The 18,181-nt window shown below is 62.4% G+C and carries 23 protein-coding genes; 19 read left to right on the forward strand and 4 right to left on the reverse strand.

What is annotated here, in order from left to right; translation table 11 throughout:
* The 18 genes from ACODSU_RS22980 (at position 1) to ACODSU_RS23065 (ending at position 14,096) form a co-directional block, all read left to right on the forward strand.
* Positions 1–504 carry a hypothetical protein gene (locus ACODSU_RS22980; protein ID WP_488845105.1) on the forward strand — a complete coding sequence of 168 codons (504 nt, stop codon included), beginning with the start codon at positions 1–3 and terminating at the stop codon, positions 502–504.
* 12 nt (positions 505–516) lie between these two features.
* Entirely contained in the window at positions 517–966 is a 450-nt protein-coding gene (locus ACODSU_RS22985) for a hypothetical protein (RefSeq protein ID WP_488845107.1), read from the forward strand.
* Between the two features lie 8 nt (positions 967–974).
* Positions 975–1,469 (forward strand): hypothetical protein, encoded by a 495-nt coding sequence (locus ACODSU_RS22990; protein WP_488845109.1) that lies wholly within the window; start codon positions 975–977, stop codon positions 1,467–1,469.
* Entirely contained in the window at positions 1,469–3,517 is a 2,049-nt protein-coding gene (locus ACODSU_RS22995) for a hypothetical protein (RefSeq protein ID WP_488845111.1), read from the forward strand. The genes ACODSU_RS22990 and ACODSU_RS22995 overlap by 1 nt, the downstream gene beginning before the upstream one ends.
* A gap of 554 nt (positions 3,518–4,071) precedes the next feature.
* On the forward strand, positions 4,072–5,751 hold the full coding sequence (locus tag ACODSU_RS23000; protein ID WP_488845113.1) for a hypothetical protein: 1,680 nt from the start codon (positions 4,072–4,074) through the stop codon (positions 5,749–5,751).
* A gap of 2 nt (positions 5,752–5,753) precedes the next feature.
* Positions 5,754–6,734 carry a hypothetical protein gene (locus ACODSU_RS23005; protein WP_488845115.1) on the forward strand — a complete coding sequence of 327 codons (981 nt, stop codon included), beginning with the start codon at positions 5,754–5,756 and terminating at the stop codon, positions 6,732–6,734.
* A gap of 3 nt (positions 6,735–6,737) precedes the next feature.
* Positions 6,738–7,787 carry a hypothetical protein gene (locus ACODSU_RS23010; RefSeq protein ID WP_488845117.1) on the forward strand — a complete coding sequence of 350 codons (1,050 nt, stop codon included), beginning with the start codon at positions 6,738–6,740 and terminating at the stop codon, positions 7,785–7,787.
* 52 nt (positions 7,788–7,839) lie between these two features.
* On the forward strand, positions 7,840–8,196 hold the full coding sequence (locus ACODSU_RS23015; RefSeq protein WP_488845119.1) for a hypothetical protein: 357 nt from the start codon (positions 7,840–7,842) through the stop codon (positions 8,194–8,196).
* A complete protein-coding gene (locus ACODSU_RS23020) occupies positions 8,189–8,689 on the forward strand; it encodes a hypothetical protein (protein ID WP_488845121.1) in 501 nt (166 codons plus the stop codon). The genes ACODSU_RS23015 and ACODSU_RS23020 overlap by 8 nt, the downstream gene beginning before the upstream one ends.
* Positions 8,690–8,698: 9 nt before the next feature.
* On the forward strand, positions 8,699–9,205 hold the full coding sequence (locus ACODSU_RS23025; RefSeq protein ID WP_488845123.1) for a hypothetical protein: 507 nt from the start codon (positions 8,699–8,701) through the stop codon (positions 9,203–9,205).
* Between the two features lie 3 nt (positions 9,206–9,208).
* Positions 9,209–9,787: a hypothetical protein gene (locus tag ACODSU_RS23030; protein WP_488845125.1), complete on the forward strand. Its 579-nt coding sequence runs from the start codon at positions 9,209–9,211 to the stop codon at positions 9,785–9,787.
* 8 nt (positions 9,788–9,795) lie between these two features.
* The gene (locus tag ACODSU_RS23035; protein ID WP_488845127.1) at positions 9,796–10,311 is read left to right on the forward strand and encodes a DUF4376 domain-containing protein; all 516 of its coding nucleotides are present in this window, start codon (positions 9,796–9,798) and stop codon (positions 10,309–10,311) included.
* Positions 10,286–10,603, forward strand: a complete 318-nt coding sequence (locus ACODSU_RS23040; RefSeq protein ID WP_488845129.1) for a hypothetical protein — start codon at positions 10,286–10,288, stop codon at positions 10,601–10,603. Before ACODSU_RS23035 ends, ACODSU_RS23040 begins: the two co-directional genes overlap by 26 nt.
* A gap of 127 nt (positions 10,604–10,730) precedes the next feature.
* Positions 10,731–11,054, forward strand: a complete 324-nt coding sequence (locus ACODSU_RS23045; protein WP_488845131.1) for a phage holin family protein — start codon at positions 10,731–10,733, stop codon at positions 11,052–11,054.
* Positions 11,051–11,620 carry a lysozyme gene (locus ACODSU_RS23050; protein ID WP_488845133.1) on the forward strand — a complete coding sequence of 190 codons (570 nt, stop codon included), beginning with the start codon at positions 11,051–11,053 and terminating at the stop codon, positions 11,618–11,620. The genes ACODSU_RS23045 and ACODSU_RS23050 overlap by 4 nt, the downstream gene beginning before the upstream one ends.
* Positions 11,617–12,180 carry a hypothetical protein gene (locus ACODSU_RS23055; protein ID WP_488845135.1) on the forward strand — a complete coding sequence of 188 codons (564 nt, stop codon included), beginning with the start codon at positions 11,617–11,619 and terminating at the stop codon, positions 12,178–12,180. Before ACODSU_RS23050 ends, ACODSU_RS23055 begins: the two co-directional genes overlap by 4 nt.
* A gap of 7 nt (positions 12,181–12,187) precedes the next feature.
* Positions 12,188–12,937 carry a Gp49 family protein gene (locus ACODSU_RS23060; RefSeq protein ID WP_488845137.1) on the forward strand — a complete coding sequence of 250 codons (750 nt, stop codon included), beginning with the start codon at positions 12,188–12,190 and terminating at the stop codon, positions 12,935–12,937.
* A 31-nt stretch (positions 12,938–12,968) separates the two neighbouring features.
* On the forward strand, positions 12,969–14,096 hold the full coding sequence (locus tag ACODSU_RS23065) for a hypothetical protein (RefSeq protein ID WP_488845139.1): 1,128 nt from the start codon (positions 12,969–12,971) through the stop codon (positions 14,094–14,096).
* Positions 14,097–14,153: 57 nt separating this feature from the next.
* Here the strand turns inward: ACODSU_RS23065 and ACODSU_RS23070 are convergent, their stop codons facing one another.
* The 4 genes from ACODSU_RS23070 to ACODSU_RS23085 all read right to left on the reverse strand — a co-directional run bounded on the left by ACODSU_RS23070 (position 14,154) and on the right by ACODSU_RS23085 (position 17,770).
* The gene (locus ACODSU_RS23070) at positions 14,154–15,473 is read right to left on the reverse strand and encodes a tyrosine-type recombinase/integrase (RefSeq protein ID WP_488845141.1); all 1,320 of its coding nucleotides are present in this window, start codon (positions 15,471–15,473) and stop codon (positions 14,154–14,156) included.
* Positions 15,474–15,700: 227 nt separating this feature from the next.
* Positions 15,701–16,189, reverse strand: coding sequence for a dihydrofolate reductase (locus ACODSU_RS23075; RefSeq protein ID WP_488845143.1), 489 nt, complete (start codon positions 16,187–16,189; stop codon positions 15,701–15,703).
* Between the two features lie 33 nt (positions 16,190–16,222).
* On the reverse strand, positions 16,223–16,831 hold the full coding sequence (locus ACODSU_RS23080) for a DUF4337 domain-containing protein (RefSeq protein WP_488845145.1): 609 nt from the start codon (positions 16,829–16,831) through the stop codon (positions 16,223–16,225).
* Between the two features lie 69 nt (positions 16,832–16,900).
* Positions 16,901–17,770 (reverse strand): thymidylate synthase, encoded by an 870-nt coding sequence (locus ACODSU_RS23085; protein WP_488845147.1) that lies wholly within the window; start codon positions 17,768–17,770, stop codon positions 16,901–16,903.
* Positions 17,771–17,882: 112 nt separating this feature from the next.
* Here ACODSU_RS23085 and ACODSU_RS23090 point away from each other — a divergent pair.
* Positions 17,883–18,181: GNAT family N-acetyltransferase (locus ACODSU_RS23090; RefSeq protein WP_488845149.1), on the forward strand; the 299-nt coding region annotated here is incomplete at its 3' end.

Raw genomic sequence — 18,181 nt, forward strand, 5'->3', positions numbered from 1 at the left:
ATGAACCAAATTATTCGGCCTGGGTTTACCTACACCATGGCCGCGCGAGACAAGCGCACCAACCAGTTGATCGCCACCGAGCACGCCAAGAACCGTGTCCCTACGGAGGGACTGAACGACATGGTGACGGCCTATTTCAAGGGCGGGGCAGGTCCGGCAAACCTCTACATCGGCCTCTGGTCCGGGGCACATATCCCCAACGGCACCGAGACAGCCGCCACGCTGGGATCACTGGTCACAGAAGTGACGGACTACGTGCAGGCCGGGCGCCTACTGCTGGAGTTGGGGAGTGTGACGGCTGGCGCAGCATCCAACGCCGCTGATCCAGCCCGCTTCGACATGCTGGCTGCTGCCACGGTCAACGGCGCGTTCCTGAGCACGGTGCAGGCCAAGGGCGCAACCACCGGGAAGCTGCTTTCCGTGGTGCGCTTTGCCAATCCCAGACCTGTTGACGCTTCGGTGTATCTCGAAGTGCTGACCGGCTTTCAGTTCGTTTCCTTGTAAGGAGTATTCACCATGGCATGGCAAGTATCTACCGGTCTCCGTAACGCAATGCTCGGCACCAGCAGCCTCAAAGACGCGCTGGCTGACGGCTTCATCAAGGTGTATTCCTGCACCCTTGCAAACATCCCTGCGTCTGCTGACGCCGCCATCACCGGCGACCACACGCTGCTGCTGACGGTGTACGGCGACGGCATCAGCGCCGGGCTGAACCTCGGCACAGCAGACGGTGGCGCCATCGGTAAGGCCGCAGGCGAGACCTGGGCTGGTCCGGTGCTGGCTACCGGCAGCGCTGTGTTCTTCCGCTTCGTCGGTGCGTCCGATACCGGGGCAGCTTCGACTACGCAGCCACGCCTACAGGGGCGCGTTGGTACGGCCGGTGCGGAGCTGAATCTGAGTTCGTTGACACTGACCTCGGGCAACACCCAGGCTGTGAACTACGTCAACATTGGACTGCCCGCATAAGGACCTCCATGGAAGTCCGCAACCTCCACACGTTCGAGTGGGCCCCTGGCACCGGACACGTTCTGCGCCCGGTAGATGCAGTTGGAGTTGCGGACACGGACGCGGCTGAGAACTGGGGGGTGTACAGCGGCGACCCTGCGACCCTCGATGCGGGGGACATGGCGATCTGGGTGTATTCCTACGACCCAGAAGAAGGCCCGGACCCGTACACGGAGAGCTGGGTGAAGACGACCGGGTGTCAGATCTGGCACGAGGGGGGCAGCGGGAGCTGGTTTACGGGCAAGACTATCCAGGTCGGCCTGATCTATGCGGGCGCGGACATCGGCGCGCTGACCGTGGACCTCGTTGACGTTTACAGCGGGGACGGCTACTACGCCCTGTTCGTAACGTACCCGTCGAAGTCTCCGCCCCCGCAAGTAGTGTGGCTGGTCGGCGCATCCTACGTGCCGACCGAACCGACCGAGTTCTGGACCGGTTTCGTCGGATCGCGCGAGATCCTCTGATGCTCATATTCGATGACTCCAAAGGCACCTCAGACGGCAAGGAGAAAGACCAGCTCCAGGCCATGGTCGCTGTCGGCTCGGAGTTCATCACCTACCGCGACGCCGAGAGCACGGTGCAGAAGTCGGGTGAGTTCGTGCGGATCGAAAAAGAATCCAGCGATTCGCAGCCGCGTTTTGTACTGCTGCACGAAACCTCCCAGACCTATTCCGAGCAGGCGCCCGGCGAACTTGTTGACCTCATCGGTAACGAGCTGCTGTCATTGCCTCCTAACACCAAGCTGCGCAAGCGCACGCGGCTATACATGTCGGAGGTCGATCCCGTCAACGGCGACCTGCCGTTCCGCGAGATCGGCGGCTTCAAGACCCAAACCCGCGTGTCGCGCCATCGCGGGTTCACGCGGTCTTCTGCGCCGCGTTCTCTGGAAGCCATGTACGAGGCCAATTACACGGCGCACGCGGGCAAGCGGCGCCTGTTCGCCAAGGGCGACGGCAAGCTCCTGATGCTGCGCGAAGTGGCGGTCCCTGGCGACCCGCGTTTCTTCAACGACTCGATGCGTGAGCAGCTCAACACGCCGCAGCCACACACCAAGAAGCGCGGGCTGCGCGCCGCGCGCGTGGAGTTGGTTGAGGTGAACCCTGTCGTGGGCGCCACCAGCGCACCGATTTTTTCGTTCGACGTCCACAGTGGCCTCGATTTTGACCCGACCCCGCGTTCATTTTCTAGCTCCATCCGCTCTACGGTGGATATGTACTCTGACACTCAGGTATTTGCTGCGTTCTCCGGGGTGCTTTTCGGGTCATCCCTGGACCCCGCGATGGTGTCAAAAGTACCAACGGGTGGGGACGCTTCGGACACCTACGCTGTGGCCGAGCCCGCTATCGCTAAGGCCCAGGATGGGCGCGAGTATCTGTCCATCATCGCCGTCTACCCGGCGTCAGACGATGTGTACGACAGCCGCAGTGCAGGCCCCTATCGGCTGACGTTCAAGCGCACCACGCCAGGTGGTGGTGTTGCCCTCGGAAAGATCACCTTCCCGTCGTTGCCGTCGCTCCCTCTGCACTACCTGGCAGCGCGTGGCATGTCTTTGCACCGCCTAAGCCCAACGACGGTCTGCTTGCGCGTGAATGTCCATGTCATGCAGTACGGAGCTGGCGGTTCCATTCAGGCGGTGAACAGTGATGCGTTTTTCATGTGGACACAGGATAACGGTGAGACATGGACCTACGCGCCGGTTACTGCAGGTTTCCCCGGAGTGTTCCCTTATGGCGGCCTACTGGTGAAGGACAAGGAAACGCTGCTAGCTTTTTCCTGGTTCCAGGACTTCGGGTCGCCCCAGATGCAGGTACATCGCATCACCAGCGCTGGGACCGCTCAGATCGCATCCATGAGTGGATCGGTGTTTAGCTCAGGGCTGATGACGCCCGGCATTGGCCAGCTGCTGGTGCCTTACGTGCCCGTCGGCTTCGGCGGAGCTACGTACCGCATCGACCCGCAGGACAAGAAAAAGAAGAAGCGCCTGTGGATGCAGTTCGATCCGTACTGGATCTACGAAGAAACGCTGCCCCAGGTGCTGGAGTACCCCGGCTCGCGCCCCATGCTGCTGGTGTCTGACGACGGTGGCCTGACCTGGGTGCGCAAGTTCCTGCCGTCGGTCTGGTCGTTCCGCGTGGGGTTCGTGGTTTCCATCGACGAGCGCACACTCGCGGTGCCGGTGTACTCAGCGCGCAAGGAGCCCGGCGCGGTTCTGCGCGCAACGATCCATGTCTCCAAGGACGGCGGCGAGTCGTGGAAGGTGGCGGACGCAGCGGTGACATTGCCGGGTGAAACATACGTTGACGGGCAGACGGTGCTTGGCTCTCAGTACACGCGCGTTTCGCCACCCAAGACGTTCTTCGACCAGGACATTGTGGACACTGCCCTCCGATACAACCGAGGCGAGCTGCTCCCCATGATCGCCCTGCGCGATGCGGACGGCAAGCTGCTGCCTGCAAACCCCGCGCGCCCATGGATGAACGACCACAACATCAAGGAGCCAGAATATGGCTAACACGCTCATTAAAGACCCGATCCTAGGCGGCGGTGGAGGCAGCGGCGGTGGAGGCAGCGGCGGTGGAGGTGGAGGTGGTGACGGGGGCGGCGTCGGTGGGGGTGCAACTACGTCTCCCATTCCGGGATCGGCGTGCTTCGGTTCCGTGCTCACGCGCATCGTCGAGCTGTGGCCCCCATACGCATACACCCACACGCACGTCGAAGCTGGGAACTACTTTCTGGTGGCGTCGCTTGACGGGCAGTATGTGTACCGCGTCACTGGTGTCTGCTCTGGCGGATATGTCCAACTGAACTACGAGGCCACCCAGACCCCTGGCGTCGGGAACGGATAGAACCATGCCATGCACGACTGCAACTTTCGTTGACTACACGACGACACCCACTACATATTTCACCAGCACTGTTTGCTGGCCGGACGACGGGGGCGATGACACGTACCGGCCGCCCGTAGGTGGGGGCAGCGAGTCGGGCATCAGCGACGGCGGGCCCGTCGTACCGCCGAACTTCGGCGGAGACCCTAGCGGCGGCACGATCGTTGTCCCGGACACGTCTGTGCCCGAGGCGCCTGTCGTCGACCTTAACCCTGGCTGGAACAGCGGCGCGTTCAGCATCGACTCGGTGCCCCCGGACTGGGGCGGAACGGTGTCATTCGACATCCCAGACGTTGGCGACTCTCGCCCCGCAGGCGTCGCTGTCGGGTTCTGTGCCGAGTCGCAATTGCCATCGACGTACCGTAGCGGATACAGCCACCTGCGGTACGGCCTCGTGTTCGCCGATGACGAAGTAAAGGTAATCCACGAGGGCGTGGTGGTGCTGACGGAGGCTTACACCACAATCAGCGCGGCACGCACGGCGACGGGGACCGACGAAGTGCAGGCCTTGATGTACGGCGACTCCGTCCAGTGGGTGGTCAATGGGGTTCCGCTGTACGGCGGCGCCTTCGCCATGGCCGAGGATTACGCGCTGGACGCTGTGCTGTACCTCGCCTTCGACCGCGTGGACAACCCCAAATTCCTAGAGGGCGAATGGCCTGACCTGGACGGTCAGCTGCGCGGCATGCTCTCGGGCATCGCCGGGTCCCTCGCCGGACTCTCAGACGGCGACCTGGCAGGTGACTTGCCAAAACTTGTCGGCGTGCTATCGAGCGGGGCCTACAGTACGCTCGCCGGTACGCTTGTCGGGCTGGTAGGGTCCCTGGGCGAAGGGGACGGTATCCATGGCAACATCGGCCCCATCATCGGCGCCTTGTCCGGCTCCGGGAGCTACACGACCCTGATCGGCATGATCGGCCCGATCACTGGTGCGCTCGCAGGTGATGACTCCGGCGTCAAGTTCTCGGCAATGACGGGGGTGTTCCCACGGTTCGTCGGGTACATGACTTCGCCCGCCACTGGGCGCGTGGACGGCGCGCTGCCCCGGTTCCTTGGGCGCATCACCGCCGAGACTACGTATTCCGAAGTCGTCGGCGTTCTGCCCGGCCTGCGCGGCGCCGCCTACGGCGGGGGTATGACCCCGCTGATACAAGTGATGGAGATGGTGGGGTACGCGGCATCCTCTTTCCTTCGCGCCTATCTCACGATTACCGCTACGGAGTATGTGCAGGCCACATCCACGGCGACAGTGGATGCCACTGTGACCGCCGACGCATCGGAAGAAGTCACGGTGCAGGACACCGCATCGGTATTTGCCACCATGCTGGAGGCCGTGGCCGAGCGCGTCGGCCTGGGGGAGCGCGTGTCGTCCCTAGTGTTCCGCGTTACCACGGGCGGGCTCGTGGACGATGGCCAGGCCTGGGTTGTGGATACCGGCAGCAGCGCCTCCACGCGGTATGACGCCTACGGGTTCAACAGCTTCTTTGCCCTGGGAGGCAAGCACTACGGTGTGCGCAATGATGGCGTCTATCTGCTGGAGGGTGCGGACGATGCGGGCCAGCCCATCACATCTGGCGTGGCGCTGGGCAAGCACGATTTCGGCACGCAGGAACTCAAGTCCCTGTCGGCTGTGTATGCCGGTGTGTCCTCGACCGGCAAGATGCTTCTGCGGGTGGGCGACGGCAAGAACACCTACACCTACAGGGCCAGAAGCGCCGATACCGATCTGCGCATACAGCGCTTTGACACAGGGCGCGGTCTGCGTACCAACTACTTCACCTTCGACCTGGTAGGCGAGGGCGAGGCGTTTGAACTTGATAACGTCACATTCAATGTGGTCGCGTCTACCCGGAGGATTTGACCATGGCAAACGGACGCGCGCTGCCTTCGGCGCTGCTTTTTGACTGGCTGCTGGGCCGTGCATGGAACATGGCAATGACCAGCTACGCCAATGCCCAGAGGTTCAGCGGCAATGACCTTGGCGGGAATGTGGAGTCAGGTATCAGTGCTGGCGGCGGAGGCGCCAGCATTGAGAGGTTCCTGAGCCGGTATGCAGGCAATGAACCTGCTGCCCTGGTGGCTGCACATGACCAGTCCCTACGCGGGCAAATGAAGGATGTAGCTGATGAGTGGGCAGAGCAGTTCCGGGATGTGCTCACTAAGTCTGTGCCAGTCGGTCCCGGTTTCCAGCTAGCGGTGGCTTGGCTGCGCAAGGTGGTCAATGGCGGCGACGGACTTGGGTATCTCGGGCAAGACCGCAGGATAGCGCAGGCGACCAGCTACGCCAACCAGAGTGTGAACCCCTACGGCCTGCCGCTGCCACCGGGCGCATCGGCTGCGCTGCAGGGTGTGTCCGCTCGCATGTCGGGCTTGCACATTGAGCGCCTGGGCGCCCAGATGCAGGCCGACCGAGTGGCAGAGGCGCACAAGATGCGCGTAGACGCCGCTGAGGCCCTGATCCGCGCCTACCACGCGGCACTGGACGCGGTGATGGACCACATGTTCACCCAGATGCACCTGATGTTTGATGTGTTTGGTCGCAATAACGACTACCTTACTGCGCTACAGCGCGATGAGCAGGCGATCAAGGCCCGCATGGACATCCGCACGGCAGAGTTGGCCGAATGGAACGAGCGGATCATGACCACCGACGACTCGCGGGCAGCCAACACGCAGCGCATCAAGGCTGCAGTGGAGCGCGCTAACACGCTGGCGCAAATGTCCGCAGAGGCAAACATCAAGCTGCTGCGCCGCTACTCAAGCCGCGCGGCTGCAGCGCTCAACAGTGCGGGCGTGAGCGTGAATTCGACCGCCTCCGAGTCCAACAACATCGACGCAGGGTAAGACATGGCAACTTCCAACGGTATCGCAGCCCAAGGCATTTCTGCCGCCATCGTCTACACGGCGATCAACCGCATCTCCGAGATGATAAACACGGCAGAGTCAGCCATGGCCGCCAGTGTGAACACGGAGATCAATGCAGCGCTGCGCAGCGTCAGCCCGAGGCCAGATGCTTACGAGGTGCGCTACTCGCCGGAGTTCTCGTCGGCCCAGTCCGCGCTGGCTGGGGCAGACCTCACCGGCGAAGACCTAGACATAGCCCCGCTGCCTTTGTTTCTTGATGGAGTGATTGGGTCATTCTTCGATGACTACATTGGAAAGCTCGACATGCTGTTCCCCGGCCTTGGTGCTGCAGGGGCAGACGCTGAGGCGTTTGTAGCCCGCGCGCTGTCATCGGCTACAGGTATGTCATACAGCGAACTGGTGGACAGCACACCCGCTGAAACTGCCTATTTGCTTGCGCAGAGACAAGTGGCAGCAGAAGAACGCCAAGCCATGCAAGCCGCTGCTCAGGCTGGGCACCGCTTTGCACCCGGCCAAATGATGGAAGCACTGGCCCGCATGCGCGGCGAGAGCATCAAAAGCGTCACCGAGGTGCTGCTGCGCACGCACGCCCAGCGGTTAGAGCAGGAGCGATCCGAGAAGATGCGCCTTGCCCGTGTATCCATGGACACCAGTATGGACCGCGTGAAGCGCCTGCACCAGCAGGTTGCGGAAACTGTCAAGCTCAAGCTGCGTGCAAGAGGAATGTGGATCAATGACCAAAATGCCGTGGCGGATGCCTACAACAATATCTATGCAGTCAATGAGCAGTTCAGCGCCCGCGTGGCCGGGCTGATGCGTCAGACGGCGACGCGCCGGTTCGGTCTCGCTTTTGATGAAGCGGCGACCCGCGACCGGGACGACTTCTTAGGCAAGATAAAGATGGCCAATGCCAACGAGGTGGTGGACCTGTTCGGCAACATGGTCACCACTCTGATGAACCAGGTCAGTGCCAAGGGTGGGTACAGCGGTACAGAGCGCGACGTTACGGACTGGGACAGTATCCTCGCGTAAACACCCCCAGTAGGGTTCGCGTGAATCCCCTGCAGCCGGAAGACTGCAGGGCATGACAACCCCGGCCAAGCTCAAATTCACCATCTACCAGGGTGCGACCTTTCGCAAGCGCCTGACGTGGACAGCGCCGAGCGGCACGCCTATCGATCTGACGGGCTGTACCGCGCGCATGCAGGTGCGCGAGGAGGTGGAATCGACCACCGTCCTGCTGTCGCTCACCACGGAGAACGACGGTATTGCGCTGGGTGGCGCCCTCGGGACCATCGACCTGTACGCCAGCGACGAGGACACGAGCGCGTTCACTTGGGATGCCGGCGTCTGGGATCTGGAGATTGTTCACCCAGGAGGTGAGGTCACGCGCCTGGCCCAAGGCTCCATCAGCGTGTCGCCGGAGGTGACCCGTGACTGACCTGGTGACGGTCGAAGAAATCCAGATCCTTGCCCAGCAGCCCGATGACTCGGTGCTGGTGGATGAGGTCGAAGCCGTCAGCGTTGTCGCCGTGGCAGAGCAGGGGCCGCGCGGCCCTCAAGGCGTGCCCGGCCCAGCTGGCGGCGCAACGACCGTCACTGTCGGCGCTACCCCGCTGAGTGGGCACAGCGTGGTGGCGGCTGATGCCGCCGGGCTACTCATCAAGGCTGATTGCACGAACCCATCCCATCGCGGCGCCGTGCTGGGCCTGCTGGCCAACGCCTACAGCCCCGGCGATCAGGCCGTGGTGCAGACCGCTTTCACGCTGGAGCACGCTGGATGGACATGGACCCCAGGTCCGGTGTTCGTCGGCACGACAGGCCAGCTCACGCAGACCCTGCCAGCGGGCGCAGTTTTCTCGCAGGTGGTGGCGTATGCGCTGTCCCCGACCCTCGTCCTCGTGGACGTTCAACCCCCAATCACCGTTGCATAGGAGCCCACCATGGCCGCAAAGAAATTCCTCCGCCTCGTAGCTGGCGTGTTCACCGAAGTAGCAGCGACCGTCACCTCCGCTGGTGCCGGGAACGACGGCGATCTGGTGGCCCTCGACGCCACTGGTCGCCTTGACAACAGCGTGATGCCGCCTGGCATCGGCGCAGACACAAAATCCATCGCGGCCAGCGAAGCGCTCGCTGCGGGCGACTGGGTGAACGTGTGGAACAGCACTGGCGCCAAGGTGCGCAAAGCCGACGCGACCACTGCAGGCAAGGAGGCCCATGGGTTTGTGCTGGCTGCAGTGTCCAGCGGCGCAAACGCGACGGTGTACTTCGAGGGCACGAACACGCAGGTATCGGGCCAGACGCCGGGCCCTGTTTACCTGCAAACGACCGCCGGCACGGGCGGCGCCACGATCCCCAGTGCATCGGGCAACGTAGTGCAGAACCTGGGTGTTGCACTCAGCGCCACCGAAGTGAATTTCGAGCGCGGCACCCCCGTGGTGTTGGCATAAGTCATGGCAGAGCGCCGTCCCCTTGTCGTCGTCTCCGGGCAGGTTCGGGAACTGCCTGCTGGGGACTCGCCCGTGGGCCGAGGGTGTACGCTGCTGGCGACTATCACGCCAACTGCGGCTGCGGCTGTAGACGCCTTGACGGTGTTCAGTAGCGACTTTGACAACTACTTGGTGATCGGAGCTGGCATCCTGCCCTCAGCCAACGACTACTTGGTGGTGCGCTGCGCGAACGCGGGAACGGTTGACGCGGGGACCGTCTACTCGCGGAACACCGGTTTCCCGACTGCGGTGGCGTTCACATCAACGTCCATGCAAGTAAGTGACAGTAGCAACACCGTACTTGCAGCCGGGCGTGGGCTGAATTTCAGCTTCCATTTCGTGAACGCGAACTCGACGTCAGGCCTCAAGAGCATTCACGGACAAGAGCTGCATCAAAACGTTGCGACACCAAGCGTCTACCCCCAAATTTTTTGGGGCGGGTACTCCGCTGCAAACGCCGTGTCAGGTCTGCGCTTTTTCTGGAACAACGGCGCAAATTTCGCGGCCGCAGGGAAGATCCGTATCTACGGCTACAACGGCTAAGGCGTGCGATGACCTACAAAATTTGCTACTGGGACACGGACGCAGGCGAGCAGCGCGAACGCGACGCCACGCCCGAGGAAATCGCGGAAATCGAGGCCCGAGCAGCCGGTGCTGTCAACGCAATGCGAGCCGCTGCGTGGGAGGCCATCAAAGCTGAGCGCGACCGTCGTGCCTCCATGGGCGTCAAGGTTGGCGCCCACTGGTTCCATAGCGACCAGAAAAGCCGAACCCAGCAGCTAGGCCTTGTGCTGCTGGGCCAGAACATCCCCGCCGGTCTGCAGTGGAAGACGCTCACCTACTCACCGCAGCCTGTGTTCGTGACCATGACACCCGCGCTGGCGCAGGCCATCGTGCAGGCCACGGCTGCCAACGACACCGCTGTTTTTACCGCTGCTGAGGTTCACCGCATGGCCATGGATGCCAGTGAGCACCCTGAGCAGTACGACGCCACCGGCGGCTGGCCGCCGTCTTTTGAGGACGAAGCAAATGCAGCAGGTTTTGCAGTTGATGCGAGCGTACTTTGAACAGGTGTTCATCGCGGCTGACCAGCTGGTCAACGCGCTGATCCCGCCGCTGGACGGCACCGTGAGCTACGCGGACGAGACGCTTTCCGCGCGTGCGTACCGCGCCCACCGTGATGGGAAGGTGCTGGGTAAGTTGTTCATGCCCATCATCAACCTCTTGTTCTTCTGGCAGGGCCCGGACCACTGCAAGAACGCATACACCAAAGAGTTCGACCGTAAGAACTACCCGAACGAGTACCAGCCGCCCAATCAGCCGCGCTACACGTCGCGCAACGTCGTTCCCCCCCAGTAGGGTTCGACCGCCTGGCGCATGCCCGGAACACTCCGGGCTCATGAAAACAGCATTTGTCGCAGCCTGCTTTACTGCCGCCCAGCATAGGGTTGGTGGAAGTTGGCATGCGCCGGAATGATCCACTGTCATGAAAACTGAAACCCTCGAAGCCATCGGCGCAGCTGGGAACAAGGCCACGATCCTCGGGGGTTCTGTTGCTGTCGCCGGGAAGTTGTCAGCCGCTGATCTGGCGGCCTATGTCGGTGCTGCAGTTGCAGTCATCGGCCTGCTCATCACCTGGTTCTACAAACGCGAGGCGAACAAGCGCCAGGCTGCAGATGATCGCCGCCGGGAAGCTGAACACCAGCGCCGCGAGGCCGAGCGTGACATGCGCATGCAGCTGATGCGCACCAGTGGCGTCCCGGTATTCCATCAGGACACTGACCTGGGCGAGCTTGGAGCCGAAGATTGACCGCCAAGATCCAGCCCAAGGTGATCTGGGTGGCCGCCCTGGGCGGCTTTGTCACCCTGCTGTCTCCGCAGCTGGTCGAACACCTGCAGAAGTGGGAAAGCGGCAAGGGCCGCGTGCTGGTGGTCTACGAGGACAAGCTGGCGGGAAACATTCCCACCGTCTGCAACGGGCTCACACGCCATGTGACCCGCACCCCCATCATCGTTGGTGAACGCTGGACCGAGGAAAAGTGCGTGGTGGAGGAATCCAACGCTCTGGAGCGGGTGCAGCGTGCGGTGCTGCCCTGCTTCAAGCGCCTGCCACCGCCCAGCGTGCTCGACATGGCCAGCAGCCACGCATGGAACCTGGGCGCCGCCAACACCTGCAGCAGCGGCGCCATGGCCGCATGGAATCGTGGCGAGTGGGAGCGCGGTTGCCAGAGGATCAGCCGGGGTGATGACGGCACAGTGGTGTGGAGCTTCACAAGTCACATCGACCCGAACACTGGCAAGAAGGTTTTCACGTTCGTTCAGGGACTGGCCAACCGCCGCGCCGACGAAACCAAGAAGTGTGGAGCCGGCATATGAACCTCACGCTCATCACCCACCTGATCGCTGCGGCGGTGGCCGCTGCTGCCGCCTGGTTCTACCAGGGCGCACAGATGGATGCCGCCGTGGCCAAGCTCAATGCCACGCATGCAGCGCAGGAGTCGGAGCGCCACCGCATTGCGCTGGATGACGCCCGCGCCACCTTTCGCAAGGGCGAGATCCACGCCCGCAATCAACAGGAGATAGCCGATGCCCACGCTGCCCAAGAAAAGCGCCGCCTTGCTCGCCTTGCTGCTGCCGCTGCTGATGGCGACCGGCTGCGCAAGCAAGTCACCGAATACGCCGCCACCTGTGGTGGGGGAGAAGCCGACAGCCCAGCCGTTGCCCTCCAGCGTTGCCGGGATCGCGCCGCCACCCTCGGGCACCTACTGGGCCAGGCTGACGGACTGGCGGAAGCGTTCGCAGGAGCTGCTGAACAGCACGCCGATGAAGTCCGCACCTTGATGCGTGTGATCCAGAACGACCGCACCCTGTTGCCACCGCCTGGTGGCCTGGGCCTCAAAGCGCCGAACCGGCCGGATGCCGGGTCAACTCCCTGAGAACACCATGACCTCTACTGTCATCAAGCCCTCCGTGGGCCGCAAAGTTTGGTATCGCCCGAGCGAGCGCGACAAAGTTGGCGCTAGTGCCATGGCCGTCTCCGGCGATCAGCCGCTAGACGCCACCGTCATCGCCGTCTGGGGCGATCGCATGGTCAACGTGCTCGTCACCGACATCGTGGGCAGGCAGCATTCCGTACTGTCGGTCACGCTGGTGCAAGAGGGCGATGCAAAGCCGACTGGTCGCTACGTTGAGTGGATGCCCTACCAGCAGGGCCAGGCCCGCAAGGACGCCGCTGGCGAAAAGCCAACGCCTGCAGCGTGCTCCACGCTTCCTGTCGTTGATCCCGGCCCCGATTCACTGGAGCGCGAGATCCAGGCCAAGGCCGACAAAGGTCCGCGTGTGACGCCTGCCGCGCTGCAAGCCGAAATCGTCAGCGAGCACTATTTCACGGCTGCCGAGGGCTGCGCAGGCGCGTGCAACATGAATGTGCGTCCCGATGGCTGGGTGACGCCGCTCAATCTCCTAACGTTCTGCGTCCTGGTGCTGCGCAACGGGTTCACCGTGCACGGCGTTTCGGCCTGCGCCAGCCCGGAGAACTACAACAAGGAAATCGGGGAGCGCATCGCCCGCGAGAACGCAGAGCGCCAAATCTGGCCCCTGTTGGGCTTCCGCCTGCGCGATGAACTGGCCCGACCGGTGCTGACCGATGCGGATGCTGCGGCCGACCTGGCCGGGACTCCACGCCCAACCTGATTACGGCTGCACGGCCCGCAGCAGTCCGCCAATGAAAAAGCCCCGCCGCAGTATTGCGGACGGGGCTTTGTATTTGAGCGGTTGGCATTTTTTCGAAGTCGGCCAGGGGCGTTGGAAGAGATGTACCGGCGGAAGTGAGAAGTGGGCAGTTTCTGGCGTGGCCATCAATGTTCCCAGTCGTATGATCCAATCTAGGAGGGATCAGATGACAATTTCATTGAGCAGCGCCGAAGAAGCTCTGGCGTATCTTGAGAGGCTGGAACGCGGCTTTCTTCCGGATGACATCGTTTTTGGCGGGGAGATGGCGTGGTTGCACATCAAAATTGATGGGCCCAGATATCACGCCACTGTCCCTGGCGAATTGGCGAGAGGGCTTTGGCAGTTCCAGGAAGCTGTTTACTCGGCTGCCGCGTATGCTCTAACCGGTGTCGGAGATATCAGAAAACTAAGCGGCGAGCAGCGCTCTGCTTTGGAGTTGGTGTTCGAAGTCAAAGAAGGGTCATCGGACCTTTGGGCTGCTCTATCAGGCTTTCTTGAAAAATTAGGGGAAGGCTTTGCCAACATGGATCCACTCACCAAATCACGAGTCATCATCGTTGTGGCTCTCATAGTGGCTGCGGGATACGGCTTTGGAAAATCCGCAGATGTGTTTGGCGATGTGCGCAAAGAAGAAGTGAAGGCGCATCAGGTAGTGGCGCTTGAGGAGCAGCAAACCAAACAAATGGAGGTTTTCACTAGGGCTCTCGCTGAAAACCGTGCCGCACAGAAATTCGATGAAGCGGTCACGGAGGGCACCAAGGCAATTGCCCGCTCTGCACCAGATGCAACTCAGATCGATGTTGGCCGCACTAAGTTGGATGCCGAGAAAATCCAGGAATTGAACAGGCGCGCGCCTCGCGTAGCTACGGTGCCAGATGTTTTGGACCTCAAGTTTCGTATTTTCAAGGTGGATGTGCGCGAGCCAGGTGTCGCAAAGTACGTGTTGTCCGGGGAAGGGACAGGTGAGTTTGTTGCGACAATTAACGAGGCGAACTTCTCGTCTACAGAACTCGCGAAGGTTTTAGAGGCGGCAAGAATGCGCGAAGAAATCCGATTGGAAGTGCTGATAGGCCGGAGCAAGGGGGAAATCCGATCGGCCCAGATCATGCAAGTGTTCTGAGGCACGACCCAGCTTGAACCCGCCGCGAGCGGGTTTTTCATGTCGAGGCCGCGCAGCTCATGCCGCCCGGCGCAAGCGCACCACATTTGCACCACCATTGCGGCTTGGTGGGGCACTGTTTTCACAGCTCACCAGGTAGTCCGCCCACAGTTTGAGGGCCCGGCGGCGCTCCGGTATTTCCTCCCGCACGTCGTAGACCCCCTCCATTCCCTTGAGCGTGTGGTTCAGTGCAATCTCGGAGATTTCGCGCGACACCCCCATGTTCATCAGGTGGCCCTTGGCCGTGCTGCGCGTGTCATGCGGGGTGAATTTGCGGATGTCCATGTCACCGCGCTCAAACGCGCGCCGCAGTGCTGCCCAAAGCGTGGTGCGCCCGATAGGCACATCGCCCAGCTCTTTTGAGCGGTCGGCGCGGCGAGTGGGCAGCACGTACACGGAGTCGCCAGACAGGGCGATCAGCTCGTGGAACCAGTCAACGACGACCGGTGCGAGGGGAACCAGGAAGCCAGCGCGGGTTTTGACGGACTCTGCGGGCACCCACCAGGTGCCGGCTTCCAGATCCAGGTGTTCCTTCTTGGCCTTGACCAGCTCCACCCCGCGCACGCAGGTGGCCAGCAGGATGCGGAAGGCCAGGGCGTTCTCGCGGCCGATGAAGTCGATGCCCGGCAGCAGGGATTGCAGCTCCTTGTTCTCCAGCATGACGCGCTGGCGTGTCTTGGGGCGAGGGCCCTTGAGCGCGGACAGCTTGATGCCGGTGCACTGATTGGCCGCAATGAGAGTCAGCCCGCAGGCGTGGTCGAGAACCTTGGAGATAGAGGTGAGCAGCCGCTTTGTCATCAGCCACGTTCGGCCGCTCTCTTTGAGGACTTTCACGACATCAATGCTCGTTACCTTATCCACCTGCCAGGAACCCAGGCGCGGCAGGATTACTTGGTCGATGTCGGCATTGCGGTAGTAGATGGTGTCCTCTGCGAACACGTCTGGGCGCAGCACCTTCTCGCGGTAGTCCGCAACCAGTTCGCGCATGGTCCATGCTGCTGCGGTGCGCGATTTGCGCTCCTGCTTCTCCGCCGCCGGGTCCGCGCCGCCGTCGATGGATGCACGCAGAGCGCGGGCTTTCTCCCGGGCCGCCGCGAGTGTCACGTCCGGGTAGCTGCCGATGGTCAGCTCGCGCCGCCGACCGCCCTGCACGCGATACCGTAGCACCCAGGTTGCGGTGCCGCCTTTGGAGAGGGTGAATGTCAGCCCATCGCCATCTGACTTTGCGACTGCCTCACCTTTTGAGATCCAGCGCTTGATCTGTATGTCGGTGAGCGTGTGACTGATTTTGGGCATCGGCAGTCCTTTTTTTGGGTAGCTAGGAGTGTAGCTACCCACCTAGCTACCCGGAGTTCATGCGCCAATGAGAATCAGTGTGCGACAGTGTGAATCAAAAAACCCAATGAAAACAACGGCTTGCGATGCGGGCTGAGACGTTGTGATCCACTCTGAAACACTAATTGAAATTCCAGGTGGCAATTTGCATGGTTTTAGGCCGGTAGCGCTAGTGGATCATGCGCTGGTAGCTATCAAAATGTGAGTAGAAGAGTGATGGGGCTGCGCCGTCAGCTGCGGCGCACACGGGTCACAAAGCTGAACGGCAGTCCGTTGGTGCTGACATGGTGCTCGCGGGCGGTTTCTACCCATTCTGCGCCCAGCACGGGGGCATAGGCATCGCCGTCAAAGTCTTGCGCAATCTCCGTCACCTCCACGCAGTCCGCCAGGGGCAGGGCCTCGGCATAGATCTGCGCGCCACCGATGATCCACACGGTCTTGCCCGTGTCGCAAAGCGCCAGGGCTTCCGCCAGGCTGCCAGCGCGGTGGGCACCCTCGGCCTGCCAGTCGCCCTGGCGCGTCACCACGATGTTGGTGCGGCCGGGCAGGGGGCGAAAGCGCAGGGGCAGCGAGTCCCAGGTCTTGCGGCCCATGACCACCGGGCAGCCCTGCGTGAGCTGCTTGAAGTGCGCCATGTCCTCGGGGATGTGCCAGGGCAGGCGGTTGTCCTTGCCGATGACGCCGTTGGCCGCGCGGGCGTAGATGAGGTGCAGGGGCATGGGGCTCGCTCGGTGCTTGGGAGGTGGATGGGATCAGATGTGCAGGAACGCCAGCGCGCCCACACCCAGGCCCACGGCGGCCACGCCGTACATGCCGTATTCCAGCCACTTCTTCTTGGTCAGCAGCGCAATGGCGGCCAGCGCAATCGCCACCTGCAGCGCGGTGGTGGCCTGGGCCCAGCGGTGGTGCTGGTGCATTTGGGCTTCGCTTTGCTGGTCGAACGCGTGGGCATCGGCCTCCAGCTTCTCGGCCACAGTCTTGATCTCGTTCTTTTCTTTTTCGTAGCGGTCGATCTTGGCCTGGTACTTGGCCTTTTCGGTCTCGGCCGGGGTCAGGTCACGCGCCAGCTCGGCCAGGCTCTGTTTGGTGCTTTTGGACTGGAAGTAATTCCACTGGTTGGAGGCCTCGGTCTTCTTGATGGCCGCGTCGTTCTTCATCAGGCCCGCATTGGCCTGCGTGGCGCCGCCCATGTAGGCAAAGATGGCGCCCACCGTGGCCACAATGGCCGTGAACATCGCAATCTTGTCGGTGGACGAGCCGCCGCCGTGGTCCGCGCCGTGGTGCGCGGCATTGTGGCCGTGGGTGGCATGTTCGACCGCGTGGTCGTGGGGGCCGTGTACGTGGAATCCGCCGGAAGACATGGATAGAAACTCGTTGTATTGGTTATGGGGGAAGGCAGGGCAGGTGCAGCCGGCGCTCCGGGGCGGTGATCAGACCGCCACTGGCGCCTTGATGGCCGGGTGGCACTGGTAGTCCAGCACCTCAAAGTCTTCGTACTCGTAGTCGAAGATGCTGTCCGGCTTGCGCTTGATGTTCAGCACGGGGTAGGGGTAGGGCGTGCGTGCCAGCTGCGTCTGCACCTGCTCGTGGTGGTTGCTGTAGATGTGGCAGTCGCCGCCCGTCCAGATGAAGTCGCCCACGTCCAGGTCGCATTGCTGCGCCACCATGTGGGTCAGCAGCGCGTAGCTGGCGATGTTGAAGGGCACGCCCAAAAAGATGTCGGCGCTGCGCTGGTACAGCTGGCAGCTCAGCGTGCCGCGCCCACCGGGCTCTTGCGCCGGGGCCACGTAGAACTGGAAGAACGCGTGGCAGGGCATCAGCGCCATCTTGTGCAGTTCGGCCACGTTCCAGGCGCTCACGATGATGCGGCGCGAGTCGGGGTTGGTTTTCAATGTCTTGATGACGTCGCTGATCTGGTCGATGTGCCCGCCGTCTGGCGTGGGCCAGCTGCGCCACTGCACGCCGTACACGGGGCCTAGGTCGCCGTCCTCGCGTGCCCATTCGTCCCAGATGGTCACGCCGCGCTCTTTCAGCCAGTTGTTGTTGCTGGAGCCGGTCAGGAACCACAACAGCTCCTGGATGATGGACTTGAGGTGCACCTTCTTGGTCGTGACCAGCGGAAAACCTTCCTTCAGGTCAAACCGCATCTGGTGGCCGAAAACGCTCTTGGTGCCGGTGCCCGTGCGGTCCGACTTGTCCACGCCGTGCGTGAACACATGGCGCATGAAGTCTTCGTACTGGGCGCGCACGGGGCGGGTGGGCAAGGCAGGGGCTGCCGGGGCGGCAGAAGGCTGGGTCATGGGATGGATCACTCAGGGTAGGGCGCCGCCATCAAGGGGTGGCCGTTGCCGACGGCGGATTTTATGCGGAGCGGGACAATGCGGCACTTGCCTTCCATCCACTGCAGTTCCCATGACGACTTCCGACACCCCCGTCACCATCCGCCCCCTCCAGGCTGCCGACTGGCCCGCTGTATGGCTTATCCTGCGCACCACCTTCCAGGCGGGGGACACGTATGCCTTCGCCCCTGAAAGCACCGAGGCCGAGATTCACAAAGCCTGGGTAGAGCTGCCTGCAGCAACCTTTGTCGCCCTCGGTGCGGGCAGGGAGATTCTGGGCGCTAAGAACGTGTTTACGATCTTTTCGGGGCCGCGCAAGTACCTTGCCGGGATGAGACGCAAGGCGCGGTGCGCAGTGGATAGCCCGGCTAT

This window comes from Acidovorax sp. FG48, from assembly GCF_057809085.1.